This is a genomic window from Streptomyces sp. NPDC033178 (genome assembly GCF_055577685.1).
Map to the genome: position 1 here is coordinate 509,638 of NZ_JBVIPT010000001.1, position 19,977 is coordinate 529,614.

General features: G+C 70.8%; 15 protein-coding genes. 6 read left to right on the forward strand and 9 right to left on the reverse strand.

The features are described 5' to 3' along the window. The first annotated feature begins 143 nt into the window (after positions 1-143). The 3 genes from ACZ5VQ_RS02555 (at position 144) to ACZ5VQ_RS02565 (ending at position 5,854) form a co-directional block, all read left to right on the forward strand. Positions 144-2,381 carry an MMPL family transporter gene (locus ACZ5VQ_RS02555; protein ID WP_469103303.1) on the forward strand — a complete coding sequence of 746 codons (2,238 nt, stop codon included), beginning with the start codon at positions 144-146 and terminating at the stop codon, positions 2,379-2,381. Further along, positions 2,374-2,883, forward strand: a complete 510-nt coding sequence (locus tag ACZ5VQ_RS02560) for a hypothetical protein (RefSeq protein ID WP_469103304.1) — start codon at positions 2,374-2,376, stop codon at positions 2,881-2,883. Before ACZ5VQ_RS02555 ends, ACZ5VQ_RS02560 begins: the two co-directional genes overlap by 8 nt. Before the next feature lie 157 nt (positions 2,884-3,040). After that, positions 3,041-5,854, forward strand: coding sequence for an ATP-binding protein (locus ACZ5VQ_RS02565; protein ID WP_469103305.1), 2,814 nt, complete (start codon positions 3,041-3,043; stop codon positions 5,852-5,854). A 64-nt stretch (positions 5,855-5,918) separates the two neighbouring features. Here the strand turns inward: ACZ5VQ_RS02565 and ACZ5VQ_RS02570 are convergent, their stop codons facing one another. The 9 genes from ACZ5VQ_RS02570 to ACZ5VQ_RS02610 all read right to left on the reverse strand — a co-directional run bounded on the left by ACZ5VQ_RS02570 (position 5,919) and on the right by ACZ5VQ_RS02610 (position 12,555). Then, entirely contained in the window at positions 5,919-6,629 is a 711-nt protein-coding gene (locus ACZ5VQ_RS02570; RefSeq protein WP_469103306.1) for an alpha/beta fold hydrolase, read from the reverse strand. 230 nt (positions 6,630-6,859) lie between these two features. Continuing rightward, complete coding sequence (locus ACZ5VQ_RS02575; protein WP_362070795.1) at positions 6,860-7,549, reverse strand: alpha/beta hydrolase; 690 nt, start codon at positions 7,547-7,549, stop codon at positions 6,860-6,862. Between the two features lie 81 nt (positions 7,550-7,630). Next, entirely contained in the window at positions 7,631-8,518 is an 888-nt protein-coding gene (locus ACZ5VQ_RS02580) for an alpha/beta fold hydrolase (RefSeq protein WP_469103307.1), read from the reverse strand. Between the two features lie 85 nt (positions 8,519-8,603). Beyond that, positions 8,604-9,572 (reverse strand): RNA polymerase sigma factor, encoded by a 969-nt coding sequence (locus ACZ5VQ_RS02585; protein ID WP_469103308.1) that lies wholly within the window; start codon positions 9,570-9,572, stop codon positions 8,604-8,606. Positions 9,573-9,670: 98 nt separating this feature from the next. After that, positions 9,671-10,681, reverse strand: a complete 1,011-nt coding sequence (locus ACZ5VQ_RS02590) for an ArsR/SmtB family transcription factor (RefSeq protein ID WP_469103309.1) — start codon at positions 10,679-10,681, stop codon at positions 9,671-9,673. Between the two features lie 127 nt (positions 10,682-10,808). After that, on the reverse strand, positions 10,809-11,468 hold the full coding sequence (locus ACZ5VQ_RS02595) for an N-acetylmuramoyl-L-alanine amidase (protein WP_469103310.1): 660 nt from the start codon (positions 11,466-11,468) through the stop codon (positions 10,809-10,811). 196 nt (positions 11,469-11,664) lie between these two features. Beyond that, positions 11,665-12,030 carry a peptidoglycan-binding domain-containing protein gene (locus ACZ5VQ_RS02600; protein WP_362070805.1) on the reverse strand — a complete coding sequence of 122 codons (366 nt, stop codon included), beginning with the start codon at positions 12,028-12,030 and terminating at the stop codon, positions 11,665-11,667. A 124-nt stretch (positions 12,031-12,154) separates the two neighbouring features. Continuing rightward, the gene (locus tag ACZ5VQ_RS02605) at positions 12,155-12,388 is read right to left on the reverse strand and encodes an 8-oxoguanine DNA glycosylase OGG fold protein (RefSeq protein WP_469103311.1); all 234 of its coding nucleotides are present in this window, start codon (positions 12,386-12,388) and stop codon (positions 12,155-12,157) included. Between the two features lie 26 nt (positions 12,389-12,414). Next, positions 12,415-12,555: a hypothetical protein gene (locus ACZ5VQ_RS02610; protein ID WP_469103312.1), complete on the reverse strand. Its 141-nt coding sequence runs from the start codon at positions 12,553-12,555 to the stop codon at positions 12,415-12,417. A gap of 194 nt (positions 12,556-12,749) precedes the next feature. Between ACZ5VQ_RS02610 and ACZ5VQ_RS02615 the strand changes: the two genes are divergently transcribed. The 3 genes from ACZ5VQ_RS02615 to ACZ5VQ_RS02625 all read left to right on the forward strand — a co-directional run bounded on the left by ACZ5VQ_RS02615 (position 12,750) and on the right by ACZ5VQ_RS02625 (position 19,973). Then, positions 12,750-13,604: a DUF4132 domain-containing protein gene (locus ACZ5VQ_RS02615; RefSeq protein WP_469103313.1), complete on the forward strand. Its 855-nt coding sequence runs from the start codon at positions 12,750-12,752 to the stop codon at positions 13,602-13,604. Continuing rightward, a complete protein-coding gene (locus ACZ5VQ_RS02620; protein WP_469103314.1) occupies positions 13,601-18,667 on the forward strand; it encodes a hypothetical protein in 5,067 nt (1,688 codons plus the stop codon). The genes ACZ5VQ_RS02615 and ACZ5VQ_RS02620 overlap by 4 nt, the downstream gene beginning before the upstream one ends. 136 nt (positions 18,668-18,803) lie before the next feature. Further along, positions 18,804-19,973: an ATP-binding protein gene (locus ACZ5VQ_RS02625; RefSeq protein WP_469103315.1), complete on the forward strand. Its 1,170-nt coding sequence runs from the start codon at positions 18,804-18,806 to the stop codon at positions 19,971-19,973. Positions 19,974-19,977 lie beyond the last annotated feature (4 nt).

Sequence of the window (19,977 nt, forward strand, 5' to 3'; positions counted from 1 at the left end):
GGCCGAGGACCACTCCACAGCTGTGATTCAGCTCACGTCGCCCGGATCGAACTCCTGGGCCGGCCCTGCGTCTTGTCTGCGCGCAGCCGAACGGCGTCGTACCGGGATCCGCTCCATGAGATCCCCTCAATCAAAGGATGGACATGTTTGACCGCGTTGCGGAATTGACGGTTCGGTGGCCCAGAGCTGTGCTTGTGGTGGCCTCCGTCCTCGTGGCTGCGATGAGCGTCGTGGGCGTGGGCGCCTTCGGGAAACTGGTGGGCGGCGGCTTCGACGACCCGGACTCGCAGTCCACACAGGCCAGTCGGGTCATCGACGAGAAGTTCGGCGGCGAAGCCAACCTGGTGCTGCTGGTCGGCAGTGGCACGCAGCGCGTCACCGACCCGGCGGTGGAGCAGGACGGCCGAAAGCTGGTGGCCGAGCTCCGCAAGGAACCCGAGCTCGGCAACATCGTCTCCTACTGGGACACGCAGAGCGACTCGCTGCTTGCCCGTGACGGCCGTTCGGCCATGGTCCTGGCCCATGTGAAGGGCGACGAGTCGACGCGGGAAGAGCACGCGCACGACATCATCGACAGCTACACGGGCCGGTACGAAGGGCTCACGGTCGAGGCCGGCGGCGGTACGGCGGTGGGCGCCGAACTGTCGGAGCAGGTTCTGAAGGACCTCCTCCTCGCGGAGATCATCGCGGTCCCCGTGACGCTGCTCCTCCTTCTCATCGTGTTCGGGGGCGTGGTCGCGGCCCTGCTGCCGCTCGCCATCGGCACGGTGGCGGTGGCCGGGACCTTCGCGGAACTCGCGCTCCTGGGCAGCGTCACCGACGTGTCGGTCTTCTCGATCAACCTGACCACCGCCCTCGGGCTCGGACTCGGCATCGACTACGCACTGTTGATGATCAGCCGTTTCCGGGAGCAGCTCGCCTTGGGTGCGAGCGTCGCCGACGCGGTCCGAACGACGGTGCACACCGCGGGACGTACGGTCGTGTTCTCGGCCGGCACGGTCGCGGTGGCGCTCACCGCACTCCTGGTCTTCCCGCAGTACTTCCTCCGCTCGTTCGCCTATGCCGGCGTGGGCGTGGTCGTCATCGCGGCCGTCGGCACACTCTTCGTGATGCCCGCTCTGCTCATGCTGTTGGGGCACCGGATCAACAGCGGCAGGCTCCCCTGGCCCAAGGCCGACCGTCATCGCCGGCGCGCACCGTTCTGGGGCCGACTGGCCGGGACCGTGATGCGCCGGCCGGTGCTGACGAGCGTGCCGGTCCTCGCTGTGCTCCTGCTCGCCGCGGCCCCGCTCCTCGGTGTCACGTTCGGCACCCCCGACGAAAGGGTCCTTCCCGAAGACGCCGCGAGCCGGCAGGTGTCCGCCGCGCTGCAGACGGACTTCGAGGGCGACGACGAGGCGGCCATCCAAGTGGTGGCCGACGGGTCCGTGAACTACGAGGCTGTCGACGCGTACGCGGGGAAGCTGTCGCTCCTCGACGGGGTCGTTCGCGTCGAGGCGGCGACAGGCACCTACGAGAAGGGGAACGCTCAGGCCCCCGGCCCGGCGAACGAAGCCCTGGAACGCCCCGACGCGCAGCGGGTCACCGTCATCGGTACCGCTCCGCCCAAGTCGGACGACGCGCAGTCTCTCGTCCGGGCGGTCCGGGACGTCGCGGCGCCCGTCGGCTCCAAGGAGGTCCTGGTCGGAGGCGGCGACGCGGAGCTGCTGGACACCAAGGAATCGATCGCGAGCCGACTGCCCCTGGCCGGTGGCCTGGTCGCTGTCACCACCTTCATCCTGCTCTTCCTGTTCACCGGAAGCATCGTCCAGCCGGTCCGTGCGCTGGCCCTGAACATCATCAGCCTGGCGGCGGCGATCGGCGCGATGACCTGGATTTTCCAGGACGGCCATCTCAGCTCCGTACTGGGATTCACGGCCCAGCCGATGGACACATCCATGACGGTGCTGCTCTTCTGCATCGCCTTCGGTCTGTCCATGGACTACGAGGTGTTCGTCACCAGCAGGATCAAGGAACTCCACGACGACGGTGAGAGCACCGAGGACGCCGTCGTCCACGGCCTCGGACACACCGGGAAGATCGTCAGCGCCGCGGCCTGTCTCCTCGCCGTCGGATTCTTCGCGTTCGCCACGGCGAAGGTCAGCTTCATGCAGATGTTCGGCCTCGGCAGCGGTCTGGCCATCCTCATCGACGCCATCGCCGTACGCGGAGTGCTGCTGCCTGCCGCCATGCGGCTGCTCGGCCGCTCGGCCTGGTATGTGCCGGGGCCGCTTCGTAAGTTCCACCAACGTTTCGGAATCAGTGAGAACGGCCCCGCGAGCAGCCACGCCACCGCGGGAGTCGAACCAATTTCAATGAAGGAGTCCGCACGAAATGCGTAACTTTGTGAAGATCGGCGTTGCCGCCGGTGTCGGCGTCGTCCTGCTGACCGGCTGCCAGAGCGACGATTCCACCGACGACGCGTCGAACGACAGGCCGTCGGCGCCGGCGACGAACGCGGTCGAGGAAGTCCCGAGCACCCCTGGAACACCGAGCAGCACCGACGCGAGTGGCCAGGCGGACAGCCTCGACGGCGGATGGCTCGGAGAATCCGATGTCGACAAGGTCGCGATGATCGTCCAGAAGAAGAAGGTCATGCTCGCCTTTCAGTCCGCGGACGGTCAGAAGCGGCAGGCGTGCGAAGGCCTTCTTCAACAGAGGTCGATCCTCCTCAAATGCGTCGAGGACAACAAGGACCGGCTAAAGGGCACCGTCGAAATATCGAGCGGCGAGAAGATCGCGATTGCCTGGTCGTCAGGCAAGAAGGACCTCCTGACGAAGAGCGGTAACGGCCAGATGGACTTCTCGCAGTGGGGGCTTCCGTCGCCTCCGGCGGCCGGCTGATAACTCATTTCCCTCCCGCTTCGGCGGCTACGCTCCCCTGAATGGAGACGAATGCCGCCGAAGCGGGCGACCGTGCCCGACCATTGCGGGAGGCTTCATGGCACCCCTTTCACCGCCTGCCCCGGAAGGCAACCGGAATCGCACAGGCAATTGCGGTGTGAACTCGGTCGGTCGTCTCGTCGGACGGTCGGCGGAACTGGCGATCATCGACGGGCTCTTCGACACCGCCGTGGCAAGGGGTACGGCGCTGATGCTGACCGGAGAGGCCGGGGTGGGCAAGAGCGCGCTGCTGGACGCCGCGGCGCTGCGCGCTGCCGAAACCGGCTTCCGGGTTCTGCGTGTCATCGGCTCCCAGTTCGAGGAAGGCGTCAGCTTCTCGGCACTCAACCAGATACTGCAGCCGCTGGCCGGAGAGATCGCCGCGCTGCCCGCACGACAGGCGGAAACCCTGCAGGTGGTCCGCGGGCTGTCCGAGGGGCAGCCGACCGAGCTGCTGGCCATCGCGAACGCCGTGCACATCCTGCTGTCCCGGGCCGCCGCCGGGAGCAGCCCTCTTGCTCTCGTCATCGATGACGTCGCGTGGGTGGACCGGCCCAGCGCCGCGGTTCTGAGTACGGTCGCCCGCTACATACGCACCGGCTCCATCGCCCTGCTGGCCGCGTCCCGGACCGGCGACGAGTCCTTCCTCAGCAGCACCGGGATAACCACGTACGAGGTTCAGCCCCTGGACGACGTATCGGCGAACGAGCTGGTGACCGAGCGGTTCCCCGCCATGGCGGCCAGGGTCCGCCGGCGCCTTGTCGCGGAGGCCCGGGGAAACCCCCTGGCGCTGCTGGAGTTGCCCGTCTCGCTCAACGACGCACAGCAGTCGGAGCGGGGAACGCTGCCGACGGTGCTGCCGTTGACCGAGCGGCTCAAAAGGATCTTCTCCACGCGGGTCGGCGCGCTCCCGGACGCCACCCGGAAACTGCTCCTGCTCGCCGTCCTGGACGGCTCGGGCGAACTGCACATCCTTCGGCAGGCCATGGGCGCCCCCGACGGCCTGACGGAGCTGTCTCCTGCCGAGAGGAACGGGCTCGTACATGTCGACACCCTCACGGGTCGCCTGGTCTTCCGGCACCCGCTCACCCGGTCCGCGGTCATGGATCTGTCGACCAGCGCAGAACGCCGGTGGGGACACCTGGCGCTGGCCGCGGAACTCCCGGAAGGATCCGAGCGCCGGGCCCGGCACCTCGCCGAAGCCGCCGTGGGCCCCGACGACCAGGTGGCCGTCCTCCTGCACCAGGTGGCCTACAGCACCCTGCACCGCGGTGACGCCGTCGGTGCCGTCACCACCCTGCTGCGCGCCTCGGAACTGAGCAGCACGGGGACGGCCAAGGGGCGAAGGCTGGCCGAGGCGGCCTACCTGGGCGCCAACATCACCGGTGACCTCCGCAACGTACGCGCTCTGCTGGACCGTGCCGGCCGCGCCGATCCGGTCGGCACCGACTCCCTGGCGGCCGCCGTCGCCGCGGCCAGCCAACTCCTCAACGGCGAGGGCGACGTGGACACCGCCCACCGGCTTCTCGTCGGCGCCGTCGAACACCACGACCTGCCCGACGGGGCGGACGACACGATCCTCCGCGAGGCGCTGCACACCCTGCTGGGGGTGTGTTTCTTCGGCGGACGGCCGGACCTGTGGCGCGCCTTCGACCGTGCCGTCGCGCGATGCCGGCCGTGCTCCTCGGATCCCCTGCTGACGGTGATGCGGGGCACCTTCGGCGATCCGGCCCACGCGGCACTGTCCGTACTGGACGATCTCGACGAGCTGATCTCCGGCCTCCACCAGGAGGCCGACCCCACACGCATCATCCGGACCGCCATCTCCGCCGCCTATGCCGACCGACTGCCGGGCTGCCGCAGCGCGTTGCGGCGCGTCATCGACGACGGCCGGAACGGCGGCGCCATCACGTCGGCGATCGAGGCCCTCTTCCTCCTGGCGAACGACGCGTACACCAGCGGACAGTGGGACGAACTCCGCAGGACCACGGACGAGGGTCTCGGGTGGTGCGCGACCTACAACTACCGCGTGCTGGGATGCGCTGCCCAGTTCCTTCAGGGGCTGGTGGCCGCCGCACAAGGAGACAGCACCACCGCACGGCAGGTCGCGGACCGCCTCATCTCCTGGGGGAACCCCCGAGGCCTGGGCATGCTCCGCAGCTACGCCTCCCATATCCGGGCCCTGTCGGCGCTCGGCAGCGCGGACTTCGACGCCGCCTACCGCTTCCTGGGCGAAGTGGGCACCCCCGGAGAACTGCCGCCGCACATGCCGCACGCTCTGTGGCTCCTGCTGGACTTCACCGAAGCCGCCGCTCACTCCGGCCGCCACTCCGAAGCGGCCGCGCATGTCGCGGCGGTCAGAAAGACCGACATCCCGTCGATCTCGCCGCGGCTGGCCATGCTGACGGACGCCGCCGAGGCGATCGCCACCCCGGACGTCGTGGACCATGAACTGTTCGAAGCCGCCATCGCCACTCCCGGCGCCGAGCGATGGCCGTTCGACTGGGCCCGGATCTGTCTGGCGTACGGCGAAAGGCTGCGCCGGGCCAAAGCGGGCGTCGAGGCCCGCGTGCACCTGGAAGCCGCGCTCAGCACGTTCGAGCGCCTGGGAGCCGCCCCCTGGAGCGCGCGGGCCGGCAACGAGCTGCGGGCGAGCGGGATCCCCATCAGGACGGTCATACCCGGCGCGGCTCCGCCCTCACAACTGACCCCGCAGGAACGGCAGGTGGCGCAACTGGCCGCCACCGGGCTGACCAACAAGCAGATAGCCGCGCGGCTCTTCCTGTCCCCCCGAACCGTGGCCGCCCATCTGCGCAGTGTCTTCCGGAAGTTGAACGTCACCTCGCGCGCCGGACTGCGCGACGCCCTGACCGGACTGTCCCACCCGTCTTCGCCGCCTGCGCTCGAAGACAGCACGCCTTCGACTCCGTGACGGCTCGTCGCGGACGGCCCGCCTGCGAAGGGGAACAGGCGGGCCCTCGCTCAGTGGCGACCTTCTATCGGCGCGTGCCGCGGTCGGCCCGCTCGATGAGCTTGGTGACCGCCTCCGGGTGGCTGATCATGACGGAGTGGGAGGCGCCCCGGACCTCGACGGTGCCACGGGCTTGGGCGCGCTGGTACTCGAAGCGCTGCAGTGCCGGCGGAATGGCCTTGTCCGAGGTCGCGACCAGCCCCCAGGAGGGAATGGTGTGCCAGGCGGCGGCCTGGGTGACATCGGTCAGGGAGGACGCGCTGAACGGCCTCTGGGCCGCCTGCATGACGTTGGTGACCGACACCGGAAGGTCTCCGGCGAAGGCGCTGCGGAACTTGTCGGCCTTGAGGTAAAGGTCCGACCCGGTGCTGCCGTCCGGGTTCGGGAACGGTACGGGGTTGACCGCGTCGGGGATCTCGCTGCCCGGGTACTTGCCGAGGAGCTCACCCACCTGCTCGCCCTTGTCGGGCACGAACGCGGCAACGTAGACGAGCGCCTTGACGTTGGGGTTGCCGGCCGCGGCGTTGGTGATCACCGCGCCGCCGTAGGAATGGCCGGCCAGGATGATCGGCCCCTTGACGGACTTGAGGACGCTCGCCAGGTAGGGCGCGTCGGTCGGCAGCCCACGCAGCGGGTTGGCGGGGGCGACGACCGGATAGCCCTCCTTCTGGAGCTGCTTGATCACGTCGTTCCAGCTCGCGGACGCGTCGGCGAAGCCGCCGTGCACGAGCACCACCGTCGGCTTGGCAGCGTCCTTCGGGGTGGATGTCGGCGCCGCTGACGCCGATGTTGTCAGGAGGACAGCCGCTGCGGCACCAGCTGTACCCGCAGCGACTATTCCTTGACGTACGACCTTCTTGCGCATGTTCTTGGTTCTCTGCTTTCTGGTGGCATTTCTGGTGGCACGAGATCCCGTCGGGGTTCGTGAGAGCTCACGCTCGTGGTGGCCGGCCGTGGCGTTCGGGGTTACGCCTCGTGGGCTGCGGCCTGCTTGATCAGTTCCGCCACGGCTTCCGGCTGGGAGACGTAGATGGCGTGGCTTCCGGCGACCTCGCTGACGGTGGCTCCGGTTCGCTCGGCCATCGCTCGCTGCGCCGGCGGCGGGATCATGCGGTCGTCGGTCGCGACGAGATACCAGCTCGGCTTGGCACGCCAGGCGGCCTCCGTCACCGTTCCGTTGAGGGCCCCCAGACCCCAGGGCACCTGCGAGTCGGCCATGAACTGCGCGTCCTCGGGCGGCACATCGCCCGCGAACGACGCGGCGAACTTCTCGCGGTCCAGGAAGAGGAAGCCGTCCTGGGGCGGCAGGATCGGCGGAACGGGCGCGCCGGGAGCCGGGTCGGCGATCAGGGTGCCGACCGACTCGTCCTTGTCCGGTGCGAAGGCCGCGATGTAGACGAGGGCGGCCACACCGTCGTGCCGGCCGGCCTCGGTGATCACAGCTCCTCCGTAGGAGTGGCCGACGAGCACGGACGGCCCGTTCTGCGAGTCGAGGACCTGATGGGTGACCGCCACGTCGCCTTCGAGGGAGTGGGTCGGGTTCTGCACGACGCTGACGTCGAAGCCGTCGCGGGTGAGGAGGCGGTACACCGCCTGCCAGCCGGAGCCGTCGACGAATCCTCCATGTACGAGAACGATGTTCTTCACGGTGCTCATGCGATTGCTCCTTGTTTGTCGGAGGCTTCCGGGCAGATACAAGCTAGGTCGGACCGTTCGCGCAGGCTTCTGCCAAATGGCCTAGTTCACGAAGCGCGTCACTGCCCGCGCGAAGGTCTCCGGCTCCTCGATGTGGCCGAAGTGCCCGCTGTTCTCCAGGACCAGCAGCTGCGAGCCGGGGATCAGCCCGTGCAGTTCCTCGGCCCATCGCACCCCGCAGATGACGTCGTGGCGGCCGACGACGACGAGGGCCGGCACGGTCAGTGAGCCGAGGTCCGCACGGTCGTCGATGACGTGCGGGGCGAGTTTCTCGTCCAGCCCGGAGATGTGCGTGGCCCGCACGGAGGCGCGCAAGGGGGCGAACTCCTCCTCCCTGCCCCAGTAGTCGGCGAAGTACGAGGGGAGCAGTCCCCTGGCGACGGCTGTCATCTGTGCGTCGTCGGAGATCGTGGGGATGGCCTGGAAGGCCGCGAGGACCTCGGGGAGTCCGGGGTGGTCCGCGTGCCGCTCGGCGAACAGCTGGACCAGGCGCATGGCCTCGGCGCCGTGTTCTGGACCGGTCAGCGGCGCGCTGTCGTAGAGGATCACCCCGGCGACGCGCCCGGAGTGGTGCAGGGCGTGGTGCTGGACGACGAAGCCGCCGTGCGAGTGCCCCAGGAGGTGCACCTCGGGTACGCCGAGGTGGTCGATCAGCGCCCCGAGGAAGCGGCTGTACCGGGGCCGGGTGTAGCCGTGGGGGTGGGAGGGCAGCTTGCCGGAGGCGCCGGTGCCGATCGGCTCCGGGTACACGACCGTCAGATGCCGCTCCAGCGTGGGCATCCGCAGGTACTCCCAGAAGATGCCCGGTCCGCCGGAGTGGGCGATGCACACCGGTCCGGTGCCGTGGACGTGATAGCGCTGCGCGACTCCGTCGATCTCGACGGTGTGCGTTCCGGCGGCCAGGGGGTTGGTCAAAGAGGACGTTGTCATGGGGTCTCCGTGTCCGGCAGGTGTCGATGACACCGGCAGGACGCCGGAGAGAGGGCGAAGTTCGACCCGATCTACGTGACGCCCGTCACATCGGAGTCAGTGCCTGGAGGGCCTGGACCGGCCTGGGGTGCAGGAGGCGCAGCCGGTGCGGACGACCGGCGTCGTCCAGGGTCATGAGCCAGGCCACCGAGGGCGGGCAGTGGTCGGGATCGTCGGCGGGGGCGAGGAGGTCCATCTCCCACACGACGAGGGACCGGCCGGCCACGGCATGGGCCAGGCGCTGCCGTACACCGGCTTCGAGGTCGCCGTCCATGCCCCGCACGATGAGGCTCCGGTAGCCCACCGGTTCGTTCCCCCTGAGCAGTGCGATGTCGGGCGACCAGCGTTCGGTGAGCAGCGCGCCGAACCGTCCGCTCTCGGCGGCGGCCAGTGTCTCGCGTGCCTCGACACGGCTGGCACGGGTGCGCCGCGCGGTGTCGCCGTGCGGGGCGTCCGCGGTGGCGGCGAGGGCGGTCGCGAGCTTGGCCCGTCCCTGGTTGAGCCGGCTGCGAACCGTGCCGACCGGGACTCCGCATGCGTCGGCTATCCGCTCGTAGGACGTGACGCCGGTGCTGAAGTGACGCAGTACCAGGGGCAGTCGCAGTGCCGGGGAGAGCTCTTCGATGGCCTCCCAGATCCAGTCCCGCATCGCGTGGTGCTCCAACCGGCGCTCCGGTCCGGCGTCCGTGGACGGCACCTGCAGATCGTCGATCGGCCGGAAGGCAACGGCACCTCGCAACAGGGAACGGGCGGCGTTGCGCACGATCATCCGCAGCCATGCGCCGATGGCCGCCGGGTCGCGGACGTCGCCCACCCTGCGGAGCGCGGTCACGGCCGCGTCCTGGAGCACGTCGTCGACATCCGGCCCCGGTCCCAGGATGCTCAGTGCCACCGCGCGCATGCCTGCCCGGTGCCGTTCGAGCAGCAGACCCAGGGCAGTGACGTCACCCGCCTGCGCGGCACGCGTAAGCGCCGCGTCCTCCAGACGTGCGGCGTCATCTGCGCTCGGTCTCATGGGGTGTTCCTCTTCCGGCGTCTCCCGTCCTCGGTGTGACCGTACTGTGGGCGGCCCGGTGGCGTCACGGCCGCCCCGGGAGGACCGGGCTCCGGTACTCAGCCGTCCTGCACCGTGATCTGGCGGTCCTGGTCGGGAAGGCGGAGGAGTGCCGCTCCCAGCGGGGTGAGGGTGTGCAGGACGGTGTTCGCATGGCGGTGGCTGGCGATGAGTCCCGAGTCGCGCAGCACCGTGGTGTGGTGGCTGGCGTTGGCGGGGGACACCGAGACCGCGCGGGCGATCTCCGAGTTGGTGGCGCCGTACGTCACCGCGAGCAGTACCGCGGCGCGGGTGCGTCCGAGCAGTGCCGACAACGGCGCCTCGGCAGGGCGGTGTTGGGGCATGGGGCCGCCTGATGCCAGCGGATACAGCAGGACGGGCGGCAGATCGGGATCGGCGAAGGAGACCGGCTTCTGCCAGCAGAAGTACGAGGGGATCAGGACGAGGCCGCGGCCGCCCAGGTGCAGATCACGATCGACACCGCCCACGTACTCCACCTCCAGGACGGGGGCTCTCCAGCGCATCGCGGGACCCAGTCCCCCGAGCAGTGCTTCCGCTCCGCCGTGCAGCAGATCGCGGCCTCGGCGGGCGCACTCGGCGTCGACGCGGGCCTGCATTCGGTCGCTGTAGGGGGCGATGGCCGCGTTGTGGTACTTGCGCAGCGCCGCGACCAGGTCCGCGCGGACGTCCTTGTCGGCCAGGCGGTACATGTCCGTCGGCACGTTCCTCACCTGCGCCAGCAGACCGATCTCGTGCCGGACCCGGGCAGGCGGCGTGTCGAGAATCGCGTCGAGCCCGCTCTTCAGCCCGTGGCCCGCCTCGGCCGGGGTCAGGAAGTCGGGGAAGTACGTCGCGCGCGGGAAGAGCGGAAACAGCAATGTCCGTACGACGGCGCCCAGTTGCTGTGTGGCGATGGCGGCGCGGGCGTCGCGGTACCAGGCGGCATGGGCCCAGCGCCCGAGCTGGGACTGTAACCGGTGCAGACTGGCGGCGATCTCCCATAAGGGGTCGGGGCGGCAGGCGAGCCGCGTTCGGACGAGGTCCTCCGACGTGAAGTGGATACGCAGCACGGTCCCCCCATGCGTGATTCCTGCCCGATGCGGCAGACAATGCCGCGCCGGCCCCGTGAAGACAATGACTGGAACGGATCAACCTCGGGCGCACACAGCGGAGTCAGTGCTGTGTACGCCCGGGCCGTCAGCCCTGGATCAGGGCGGCCACCTCTGTGCGTATGGCGGGCATGTCGGCGAAGACCGTACCCGGGCAGTCGGTGGCTGCCCAGTGGAGGTGTCCGCCGATGGCAGGCGCGACGCGACCCACTCCGCTCACCGGATTGAGGTAGGACACCTTCCCCAAGGGGGTGATCGCATGGCGCTCGGCCAGTTCGGCCAGGAGCTGGATGAGCGCGGTGCGTGCGGCGGTCGTCGGGGGCGTGGTCGTCAGCGTCCCCAGAAGGGCTATTCCGATGTTTCCGCTGTTGTATCCCTGGACGTGCGCGCCGGTGACGAGCCGCCCCGACGCGTCGTGCGCGGGCGTGCCGTCGGTGCCCGACCAACGCCCTTCGTACACAAGGCCGTTCCTGTCGATCAGGAAGTTGTAGCCGATGTCGCCGTAGCCCTTGCCGACGGTGTCGTTGCGGTAGATCGCGCGTACCACGGCGGCCGGGTCCGGATCGGTGCTCCCGTCGTCGGTGTGGTGCACGGTGAGGGTCTGGACCGGGTAGTACTCCGGCGGCCAGGTCTCCGTGCCGTCGGCGGCGTACCGCAGGCTCTCGTCCGCGCCCCAGGCCGCGCGCGAGCGCAAGGTGTACGCGGCGGAGGCGGCAGCGGCCGCGGGCGGTCGGGGTACGACGCTCAACGCGGCGGCGGCTCCGAGGGCACCCAGGAACACGCGTCGCGGTACCGGGGACGCCGTGCGAGCTGGGCTCCGGGAGCCTGCGGGGTTCGAGTCCGGGTCCGTCATCGCGTGATTCCTCCAGTGGGGGTGTCCGGGCCGGTCGAAGCTGCCCGCTCCTTCGGTCGGAAGCGGGCAGCCGGTGGAACGGAGGAGTGCCCTACAGGGCGCAGGCGGGCTTGGGGCTGTACAGGCGGGACCAGGTGCTGGAGCCCACGATGCCGTCGGCACCGCCCGTGGTGCCGTTACAGGTCTGCACCCAGTAGATGCCCTGCGCGGTGGCCGGACCGTAGTCTCCGTCCACCTCAAGCCAGTTGGGGTAGGCGCTGTAGGTGTTGATGAGGCACTGCACCTGGCGGACCGCGTTGCCCTCGTCGTTGGGACGGACCGTGGGCCGGGCGGTGTCGGAGATGTAGTTGCAGTTCGGCTCGGCGACCGCGGCGCTCGCGGAGGGCGCGACCGCGAGGCTTCCTCCGAGGGCCAGTACGGCGGTACTGCACAGGAGGGCTAGGCGGTGGGTGCGCATGATGTCTCTCCCGAGGTGTGTGGTTGTTGTGATGAAAGCAAGAGTGCGTGTGAACACGACCGCCGGTCCACGAGATTCGAACAGGCCGAAAGAAGGCAGGTCAGGCGTTCCTCCGCGCCAGATGTCAGGACGCGGGATTCCAGACACCGTCGAACAACGCCAGTTCCAGCGGATCCGGGCGTGACCCGGGCCACCCGATCCCCGCGGAGGCGAGTTGCTCGCTCGCGGAGTGGATCCACCCCAGGTACACCCCGTACCGATGGGAGGTCCAGCCGCTGTCCGACCAGATCCAGGCGGCCACGTCCGACGCGGAGGCCAGTGCCATGTCCGCGCCGACCCGCGTGGCATGAGCCCTCATCACACACGCGACCCGCTGATCCAGGATCAGCGCGCGGGGAGCCCCTCCCTGCGAAGGGCGGCGCCGGATCCGGCCGGCCAAAGTCCCAGCGCGCGCATCGCGGTCGGGGGCAGCAGCCGCTTCCTCATCTCGTCGTCCAGCGTGTCCGCGAGATCCTGACGTCCCATCCCGCACCCCCGTTTCCCGCAACGCCTCGAAAACCCGCAGGGTACTGGGGACTTACCGACTTCAGGCTCGAAGTCGGCCCGCGGGCGGGGTCCGAGTGGGCTCGGAGGCGGGTCCCAGTGGGCTCGGAACAGGGGTGTCAGTGGTCTCACTTAGAGTTCCGGTCACTTGATCAGTGAAGTGCGGGGAGGCACATATGGGGTGGGTCACGGCCGGGGACTACGAGGTCGGCCTCGACGGCGGAAAGGTGGTGTGCCGCAACGCCGCGGGGCGGCAGTTGAAGTCCGTACCGGCCAAACTCGCCGACGATCCCGCGGTCATGGGACTGCGGCAGCTCGCCGAGTGGCTGGAACGGCACGAGCGCCAGTGCCTCGCCGATGTCGAGAAGTGGATGGTGCGCTCACTTCCGGTGCCACTCCCCGTCATCGCCCGCGTGTGGCCGGATCCCGCCTGGCAGGGCGCGCTGCGCGATCTCGTCGTCACCGGTCCGGACGGCGAAGTGGCGGGATTCCTCAGGGACGCCGACCTCGACCGCGGGCTCGGCCTCGTCGACCTCGACGGGGACAGCGTGCGCATCGCCTCCGCGCTCGTCCACCTCCCCCACCCCGTCCTTCTCGACGACCTTGAGGAACTGCGGGAGTTCGCGGTCGAACTCGGCGTGGAGCAGCGTGCCCAGCAACTCTTCCGCGAAGTGTGGCAGCGCCCCGTCGGCCTCGACGCCGAGGCCACCACCGTGGAGGACTACGCGGGCGGCGCGTTCAAGCAACTGCGCTTCCTGCACGGCAGGACCACCAAGCTCGGCTACCGCGTGCGCGGCGGCAACGCCGTCTGCTCCGTGCGGGAGGACGCCCGCGGCGTGGAGGCCCGCGTCTGGATCGGCGACTACGACGGCTACGAGGAGACCGAGACCGGCCCCCTCATGTGGACCGACGGCTCCGGCCGGGTGCTGAAGCTCGGTCAGGTGGGGCCCGTCGCCTGGTCGGAGGGCATGCGCATGGCTGCCGCACTGTTCGCCGGGCGTGACATCGAGGACGAGGAGCAGGCGGCATGACCACCTACGCACACACCACCGCGGCCGCGCTGCTCGAAGCCGGCGCCGTCCTGCCCCTGGGCACCACTGCGGGCGAGGATGCCGACTCCCTCACCGTACGGACGTACACCCATCCCGCGCTGGACGGCCGGCTCGCCGTCCGTCTCGTGCCGGGCACCCTCGGCGAGGCCGAGGATCTCGCCCTGGAGTTCCTCGGTCTGGTCCGCGAACCGGAGACCCCCGAGGTCGGACAGGTGCGCCGCGAGACCCTCGGCTTCCCCGCCTGGGCGCTGGTCAACGACCCGGCGAACGGCCATCACGCGCTGGCCCTGGTCAAGGACGTCGAACGGCTCGCACGCCAGGCCAAGTCCCGCCCCGGCACCGCCAAGGAGGGCTTCGAGGAACTCGGCGAGCGGCTCGGCCGTGCCGTGCCGCACTTCCTGCCCACCTTCTACGAGCAGGCCGCCCGGATCTTCCTCCAGCACGAGAACACGACGTACGCCGCCGCCTTCTTCGGCAAGGCCCGTGAGGCCGAGCGGGTGCACGCGCTCACCGTCGACGAGGAGCGGCAGCGCGCCGTGTTCCTGGAGTTCGCCTTCGCCGGGGCGCTGACGGTCAAGGCCCTCAAGGAACATGTGAAGGACCTGGCCCGTCGGCTCGACCCGGCCACGGCGTGGTCGCAGTTCCGGCAGCTGTGCGTGGAGCGCTGCGCGGCGGGCATGCCGCCGTACGCGTCGCTGCCGCAGGACGCCCGCGTCCTGATCAAGGCCGCCGGGCTGCCCCGGGTCACCGAGGAGTGCGCCCTGGTGGCCGACCTGGTCGCCTCGCCCGCCGCGGTGCGCGCGCCCGTCTCCTTCTGGACCGCCTACCGGGCAACCCTGACGGTCCTCGCCGAGCGGCAACCGGCCGTACGGGCACGGCTGTTGGAGATCATGCCAACCTCCCTGGGACGCGAGGTCAAGGACGACGAGTTCTGGTTGACGCTGCTCGCCGAGTGCGGCGCCGATCGCCTCCTCACGGGCGAGGACGGCGGGGACGGCGGGGACGGCGGGGACGGTCAGAACAGTCAGGACGGCGAGCAGGCAGGAGTCGTCGACGCGGCGGAGTGGCTCAGCCGCTGGGCCGCCCACCGCAAGCACGGCGGCACGGTCAGCGCACGCTCCCCGCTCACCCTCCAGCTCGTCGAACGGATGGCGCCGCGGCTGTGTGCCGACGGCCGGGCCGTGGACCTGTTCACTGGCCGCTGGCACGCCGGTGCCGACCTGGACCTGCTGGACCTGTGCGTGGCACAGGGAGTTCCCCTCGCGGTGCCGGACGCGGACAAGGAGGTGTATCTGTCCCTCGACCGCTGGCTTCGCGATCGTCAGCCCGGCGGGCGCGACCTGACCGCCACCGCCGCGGATCCTCGTTTCCGGCCCCTGCTGCACCGGGCCATCGACACGCTGAGCGACGACCGGACACTCGCCGGCGTGCTGGAGGCCCTCGCCTCCCATCCTGTACTGGGTGACGTGCTGCGCGAGTGGCTGGACGACGCGGCCGAGACGTTCCGCGCCTCGACGGGCCTGCCCGGCGCCCGCGCCGCACTCCACCGCCTGCGCCGCTTCCGTCCGGTCGCCGCCAGGGTCAGCCCTCAAGCGGTCGCGCGTATCGCGGAGCACGAGATCGCGCCGCTGCTCGGCCGCACCCTGCGTGCCGGCATCCCCGACGAACTGGGCTGGCCCGCCCTGGACGAGGCGCTGCGCCTCCTCGAAACCGACACCGAGACCAAGAGCAAGCACGGCCGCAACCGCAATCGCAACCACGACGACGACCCACTGCGCCTGACCGAGGCCTGGCCCGCGCTGATCCTCTCCCGCAGACACAAGGCCGTCGTCGTCGGACCGGACAAGGTGCTGCTCGACCACGACCTGCGCCTGCCCGTCGAACTCGACCGCTGGCAGCAACCGCAGTTCCGCTACACCGACGGCGAACTGCTCGTGATGTGGCGGCAGGACAGCAAGCAGTTCGGCTACTGGTCGGCCCGGCCGTCCGAGGTTTTCACTCTCGGCGGCGAGCAACTGCCCCACTGGTACGGCAACGACGCCGGTGATCCCTCCATCCCCCTGTCCGGCGGCGGCCGTGCCACCGGCGGACGCACGCTGCACGCCGGTGACACCGTCCTGCCGCCGAGCCGGTCCGTCATAGGCGACGGCACGACCTGCTGGCGCCAGGGCAGACAGGGCCGACAGCAGGTCTGGCTGGAGTACGACCCGGCCACCGGCACGCACGGACGGGCCTCCCTGCCCGCCTTCCTGCGGTCCGGCATCCGCGAGGACGCCACACTCCTGCAGCACCTCTGCGAGGTCCTGCCATTGCAACCCGGCCTGGAACACAGCCCCTTCGGCACCGACGGCACGGTGCTCGGTCGCTGGGTTCGCTCGCGGGTCGAAGACACCGAGACACCGATGACCGCCGGTACGCCGGACGGCCGGACCGTCACACTGCGGGCGGCCGGCTTCCCTCTCGGTGCGCTCCGACTGCCCGGAGGCGCCGAGCCCGTCGCCGCGTACCTCCATCAGCATGTCGCGCTGTTCGCCTCCGACGACACCTCGGACACCGGCGAGCTCGGCCGGGTGACACCCGGTCAGCGGGGCGGGGAGTACGCCGCCGGCACCCGGCTCGTACCGCCTGTCGCCTTCTGGCACGCACTGCGCGCCCGTGACGAGCTGGCGTCCGCCGTGCTGCGCGCGCTGACGGACGAGACGGCGGCCCACATGCTGGAGGCCGCGGCCCAGGCGCTGGCCGAGCGTGAGGCTCAGCTCGTCAAGGCCGGTGACGCCGCCAGTACCACCGTCGACGGCAAGCCCGTCGTCCCGTCGGTGGACGACTTCATTCGGCCTGCCGTGTCGAGGGCGCTGCCCGGCCTCACCGACGAGCGGCTACTCATCGGTGTGTCCGCCCTGGTCCGTACTGCGCTCCAACTCGCCGGGACGGCCGCCGCGTTCGTGGCACCGCCGGCCGAGAAGAAGCGGCCCGAACAGCGGCAGAACGAGGAGATGTTCGCCGACTACCGCCCCAAGCACGGCGAGGACCGGACCCTGCGCGCGGTCACCGCCGGAATCGCCGATCTGGGGGGATGGTGGGGAGGCAACCACGCGTGGACCGCCCTGCGCCAGATCCGAGCCGTGAACCACGTGCTGTCCGGACGCCCCGCCGAGGGCAAGCCGCTGCCCGATCTCGCGCAGACGGGCACCCTCGGTGACGGCTGGCGGAGCGAGGAGCGCACGGTCCCCGACATCGGCGTCGTGTGGCCGTCGCTCCTGGCCGTACTGCGGCCACTGGCCTACCGGGCCGCGACGCCCACCCTGACCGACGCGGAACGGGAAGCCCTGCTCCTGCTGCTGGAGGCGGTCGCCGAAGGACCGCTGGCCGCACCCGGACACGGCCTGCGCGAGATCCTGCTGAGCGAGCCGCACAACAAGCAGCAACGCGCCGGTCAGGTGCTCCGCCGGGACGGACGCACCGTGGTCCTCCTCGGCTGCCAGTCCGTCGACACCGAGCGCAACCGAGTCGGTTGGCTCGCCCTCGACCACGACCCCTCCGGCGCGTTCGGCGCCGTCGCCCACTTCACCCTGGACAAGGAGACCGCGGTGCCTTCGGTGTTCCCCACCGACGGGCTGGCCGCCCTCACCCGGACGATCCGGGACAAGGGCGCCGCCCCCTGGCACTCCGAGGCGCCCGCCGCGTTCGCCGCCACGACCCGTGACGGTCTGGGCCCCATCCAGGCCACCGTGCTCCTCGCCGCGCGTCCGCAGCACCCCAGCGCCGACGTACTCGCCACGATCGGTCTCAGACCTCGGCAGATGGACCTGGGCAACGGCCGTCTGTCGTCGCTCGGCCGCGAGGACCGGTTCGCCCTCATGAGCGCCCTGCTGCCCGAGGACCCTGCCGATCTGTGGACGACCGGACCGGACATCGCGGCCGCGGGCCGGGTGTGGGCCGAGCGCCTCGGTTCCGTCGTCCGCCTGCCCGAGGACCTCGCGGTCGATCTCGCCGGTCTGACCGCCGACTCCGTCGAGGCCGTGCTCAATCCGACGATCACCCCCTGGATCAGCCGCACGACGGTCCAACGGCCGGACAAGGACGGCAACCTCGCCGCCGAGGACCCCGCGGCGCTGCCCGGACGGCACGACCTGACCCGTGCCGTCGCCGCCCTGGCCGCACTCGCCTACGGCCTGCCGTACGGGGACCCGCTGCGCGCCCGCCTGCCCGAGGGCCTGGCCGCCGTGCGGCGCCGCCTCACCGACCCCGGGCTGCTGCTCGAACTCGACGTCATGTGGACGGACAAGGGCGGCTCGACAGCGGTCGAACTGCGCAAGGCGTATGGGCTTCCCGCCACCGGAGGCGCCGACGCACACGGTCTGACGCCTGTCGGCGAGGCTCTCGTGCTGCGCCCCTGGTACGGCGAGCAGGAGGCGGTACTGCTCCGCCCCGCCGTCCTCACCGGTCCGGACGACGCGGTCCTCGGGCTCCTGGAAGGCCTGGTGGGTCCGGATCGCGACAGTGGGCTCCAGGCCCTGCGCGCGATCCTGGGCGACGGACTCGGCCGCTCCCTGGCGGCCGGCCTCGGCCCCGACGGGCCCGTCGGTCACGCGCAGGACCCGACCGTCGTCGCTCCCGCGCTGGTCGCCGAAGTGGCCTCGGCACACGGTCTGAGCGAGGACGCGGCCGCGCTCTACCTCCAGTTGCTGGCCCTGCCCGATCCGACGGACCGCAACTGCGCGCGCTGGACCGGCTGGAAGCCCGCTCGGCTGAAGAAGGCCCGCACCGAACTGGCCGCCACCGACCTGGTCGTCGAGGCGAAGCGACCGCGCGCCGGACGCACCCTCTTCCTGCCCTGCGGCTGGCGCGACCTCAAGTCCCCCGCCCTGCCGGTGGAGACGTGGAAGGAGGGCCTCTACCCGGTGCGCGACCGCTCGCGTGCCGTGCCCCGCCTCCCGGTGCCCGACCTGTTCGCCCGCGCCTGGGCCCGCGTCCGGGACGGCGACGCGCCCGCCTACGAGAAACTCACCACCCGCGCCACGCGCAAGGGCCGCCGCCGATGACGCCCACCGAGCCGACCGCCCGAGCCCGCAGGACGAGCCGACAGAACGAACCCGTGCTGACTGCTCCCTGGATGACGCGCCCTCAGCTGACTACCCCTCTGCTCACGCCCTCCCGACCCGACCGGACGGACCACCGATGACCACCACCCTGGCCGCCGACACGGCCCGCCAGATCACCCCGCCCGAGGACAGGCACGCCGCCGAGCTGGCTTTCCTCGCCGCCTACGACGACGGGCCACGCCCGCCCGCGTGGCGGCTCACCCCCCGTGCCGTCGTCACGTTCGTCATGGGCAGCGACGGCCGGGCCCTGCGGCTGCCGGACGGCGCCCCGACGCCCGAGGGTGTGCCGCGGCGCGTGGTCGTCGAGGGCAAGTTCGTCGGCGACCGAGCCCTGGTCGAGCGGTGCGTCGTCACCCTCGCCGGTGAGCGCGGGCTGCTGCTCGTCGGCGAGCCGGGCACCGCCAAGTCCATGCTGTCCGAGCTGCTGTCCGCAGCCGTCTGCGGCACCAGCGGCCTGGTCGTCCAGGGCACCGCGGGCACGACGGAGGACCAGCTGAAGTACGGCTGGAACTACGCCCTGTTGCTGGCCCAGGGACCCAGCCGGCAGGCCCTCGTGCCCTCGCCCGTCCTGACCGCCATGACCCGGGGAGCCGTCGCCCGGGTGGAGGAGGTCACCCGCTGCCTGCCCGAAGTGCAGGACGCACTGGTGTCGTTGCTCTCCGAGCGGCGCGTCGCCGTACCCGAACTGGCGGGCACCGAGGACTCCCTGGCCCACGCGGCGCCCGGCTTCAGCCTCATCGCGACCGCCAACCTGCGCGACAAGGGGGTCTCCGAGATGTCTGCCGCGCTCAAGCGGCGCTTCAACTTCGAGACCGTCGGCCCCATCGCGGACCTCGATGCCGAGACCGCGCTCGTACGCAGTCAGGCGCGCGCCTCGGTCGAGCGGGCCGGAGCACCCTTCCGGGTCGACGACGCCGTGCTGGAGGCCCTCATCACGGCCTTCCGGGACCTGCGGGAGGGCCGGTCCGCGGAAGGCTGGGAGGTCGAGCGGCCCTCCACGGTGATGAGCACCGCGGAAGCCGTGTCCGTGGCGGGCGCGCTGGGGCTCGCCGCCGCCTACTTCCCGGGCGACCGTGACGTCCTGGGCCTGCTGCCCGGTCACCTCCTCGGCGTGGTCCGCAAGGACGACCCCGCCGACGCGGCCCGGCTCCGCGGCTACTGGGACGGCCCCGTCAGGCGCCGCGCCGAACAGGGCTCCGCCACCTGGCGCACCCTGTGGGACCTGCGCACCGTCCTGGAGGACTGACCAC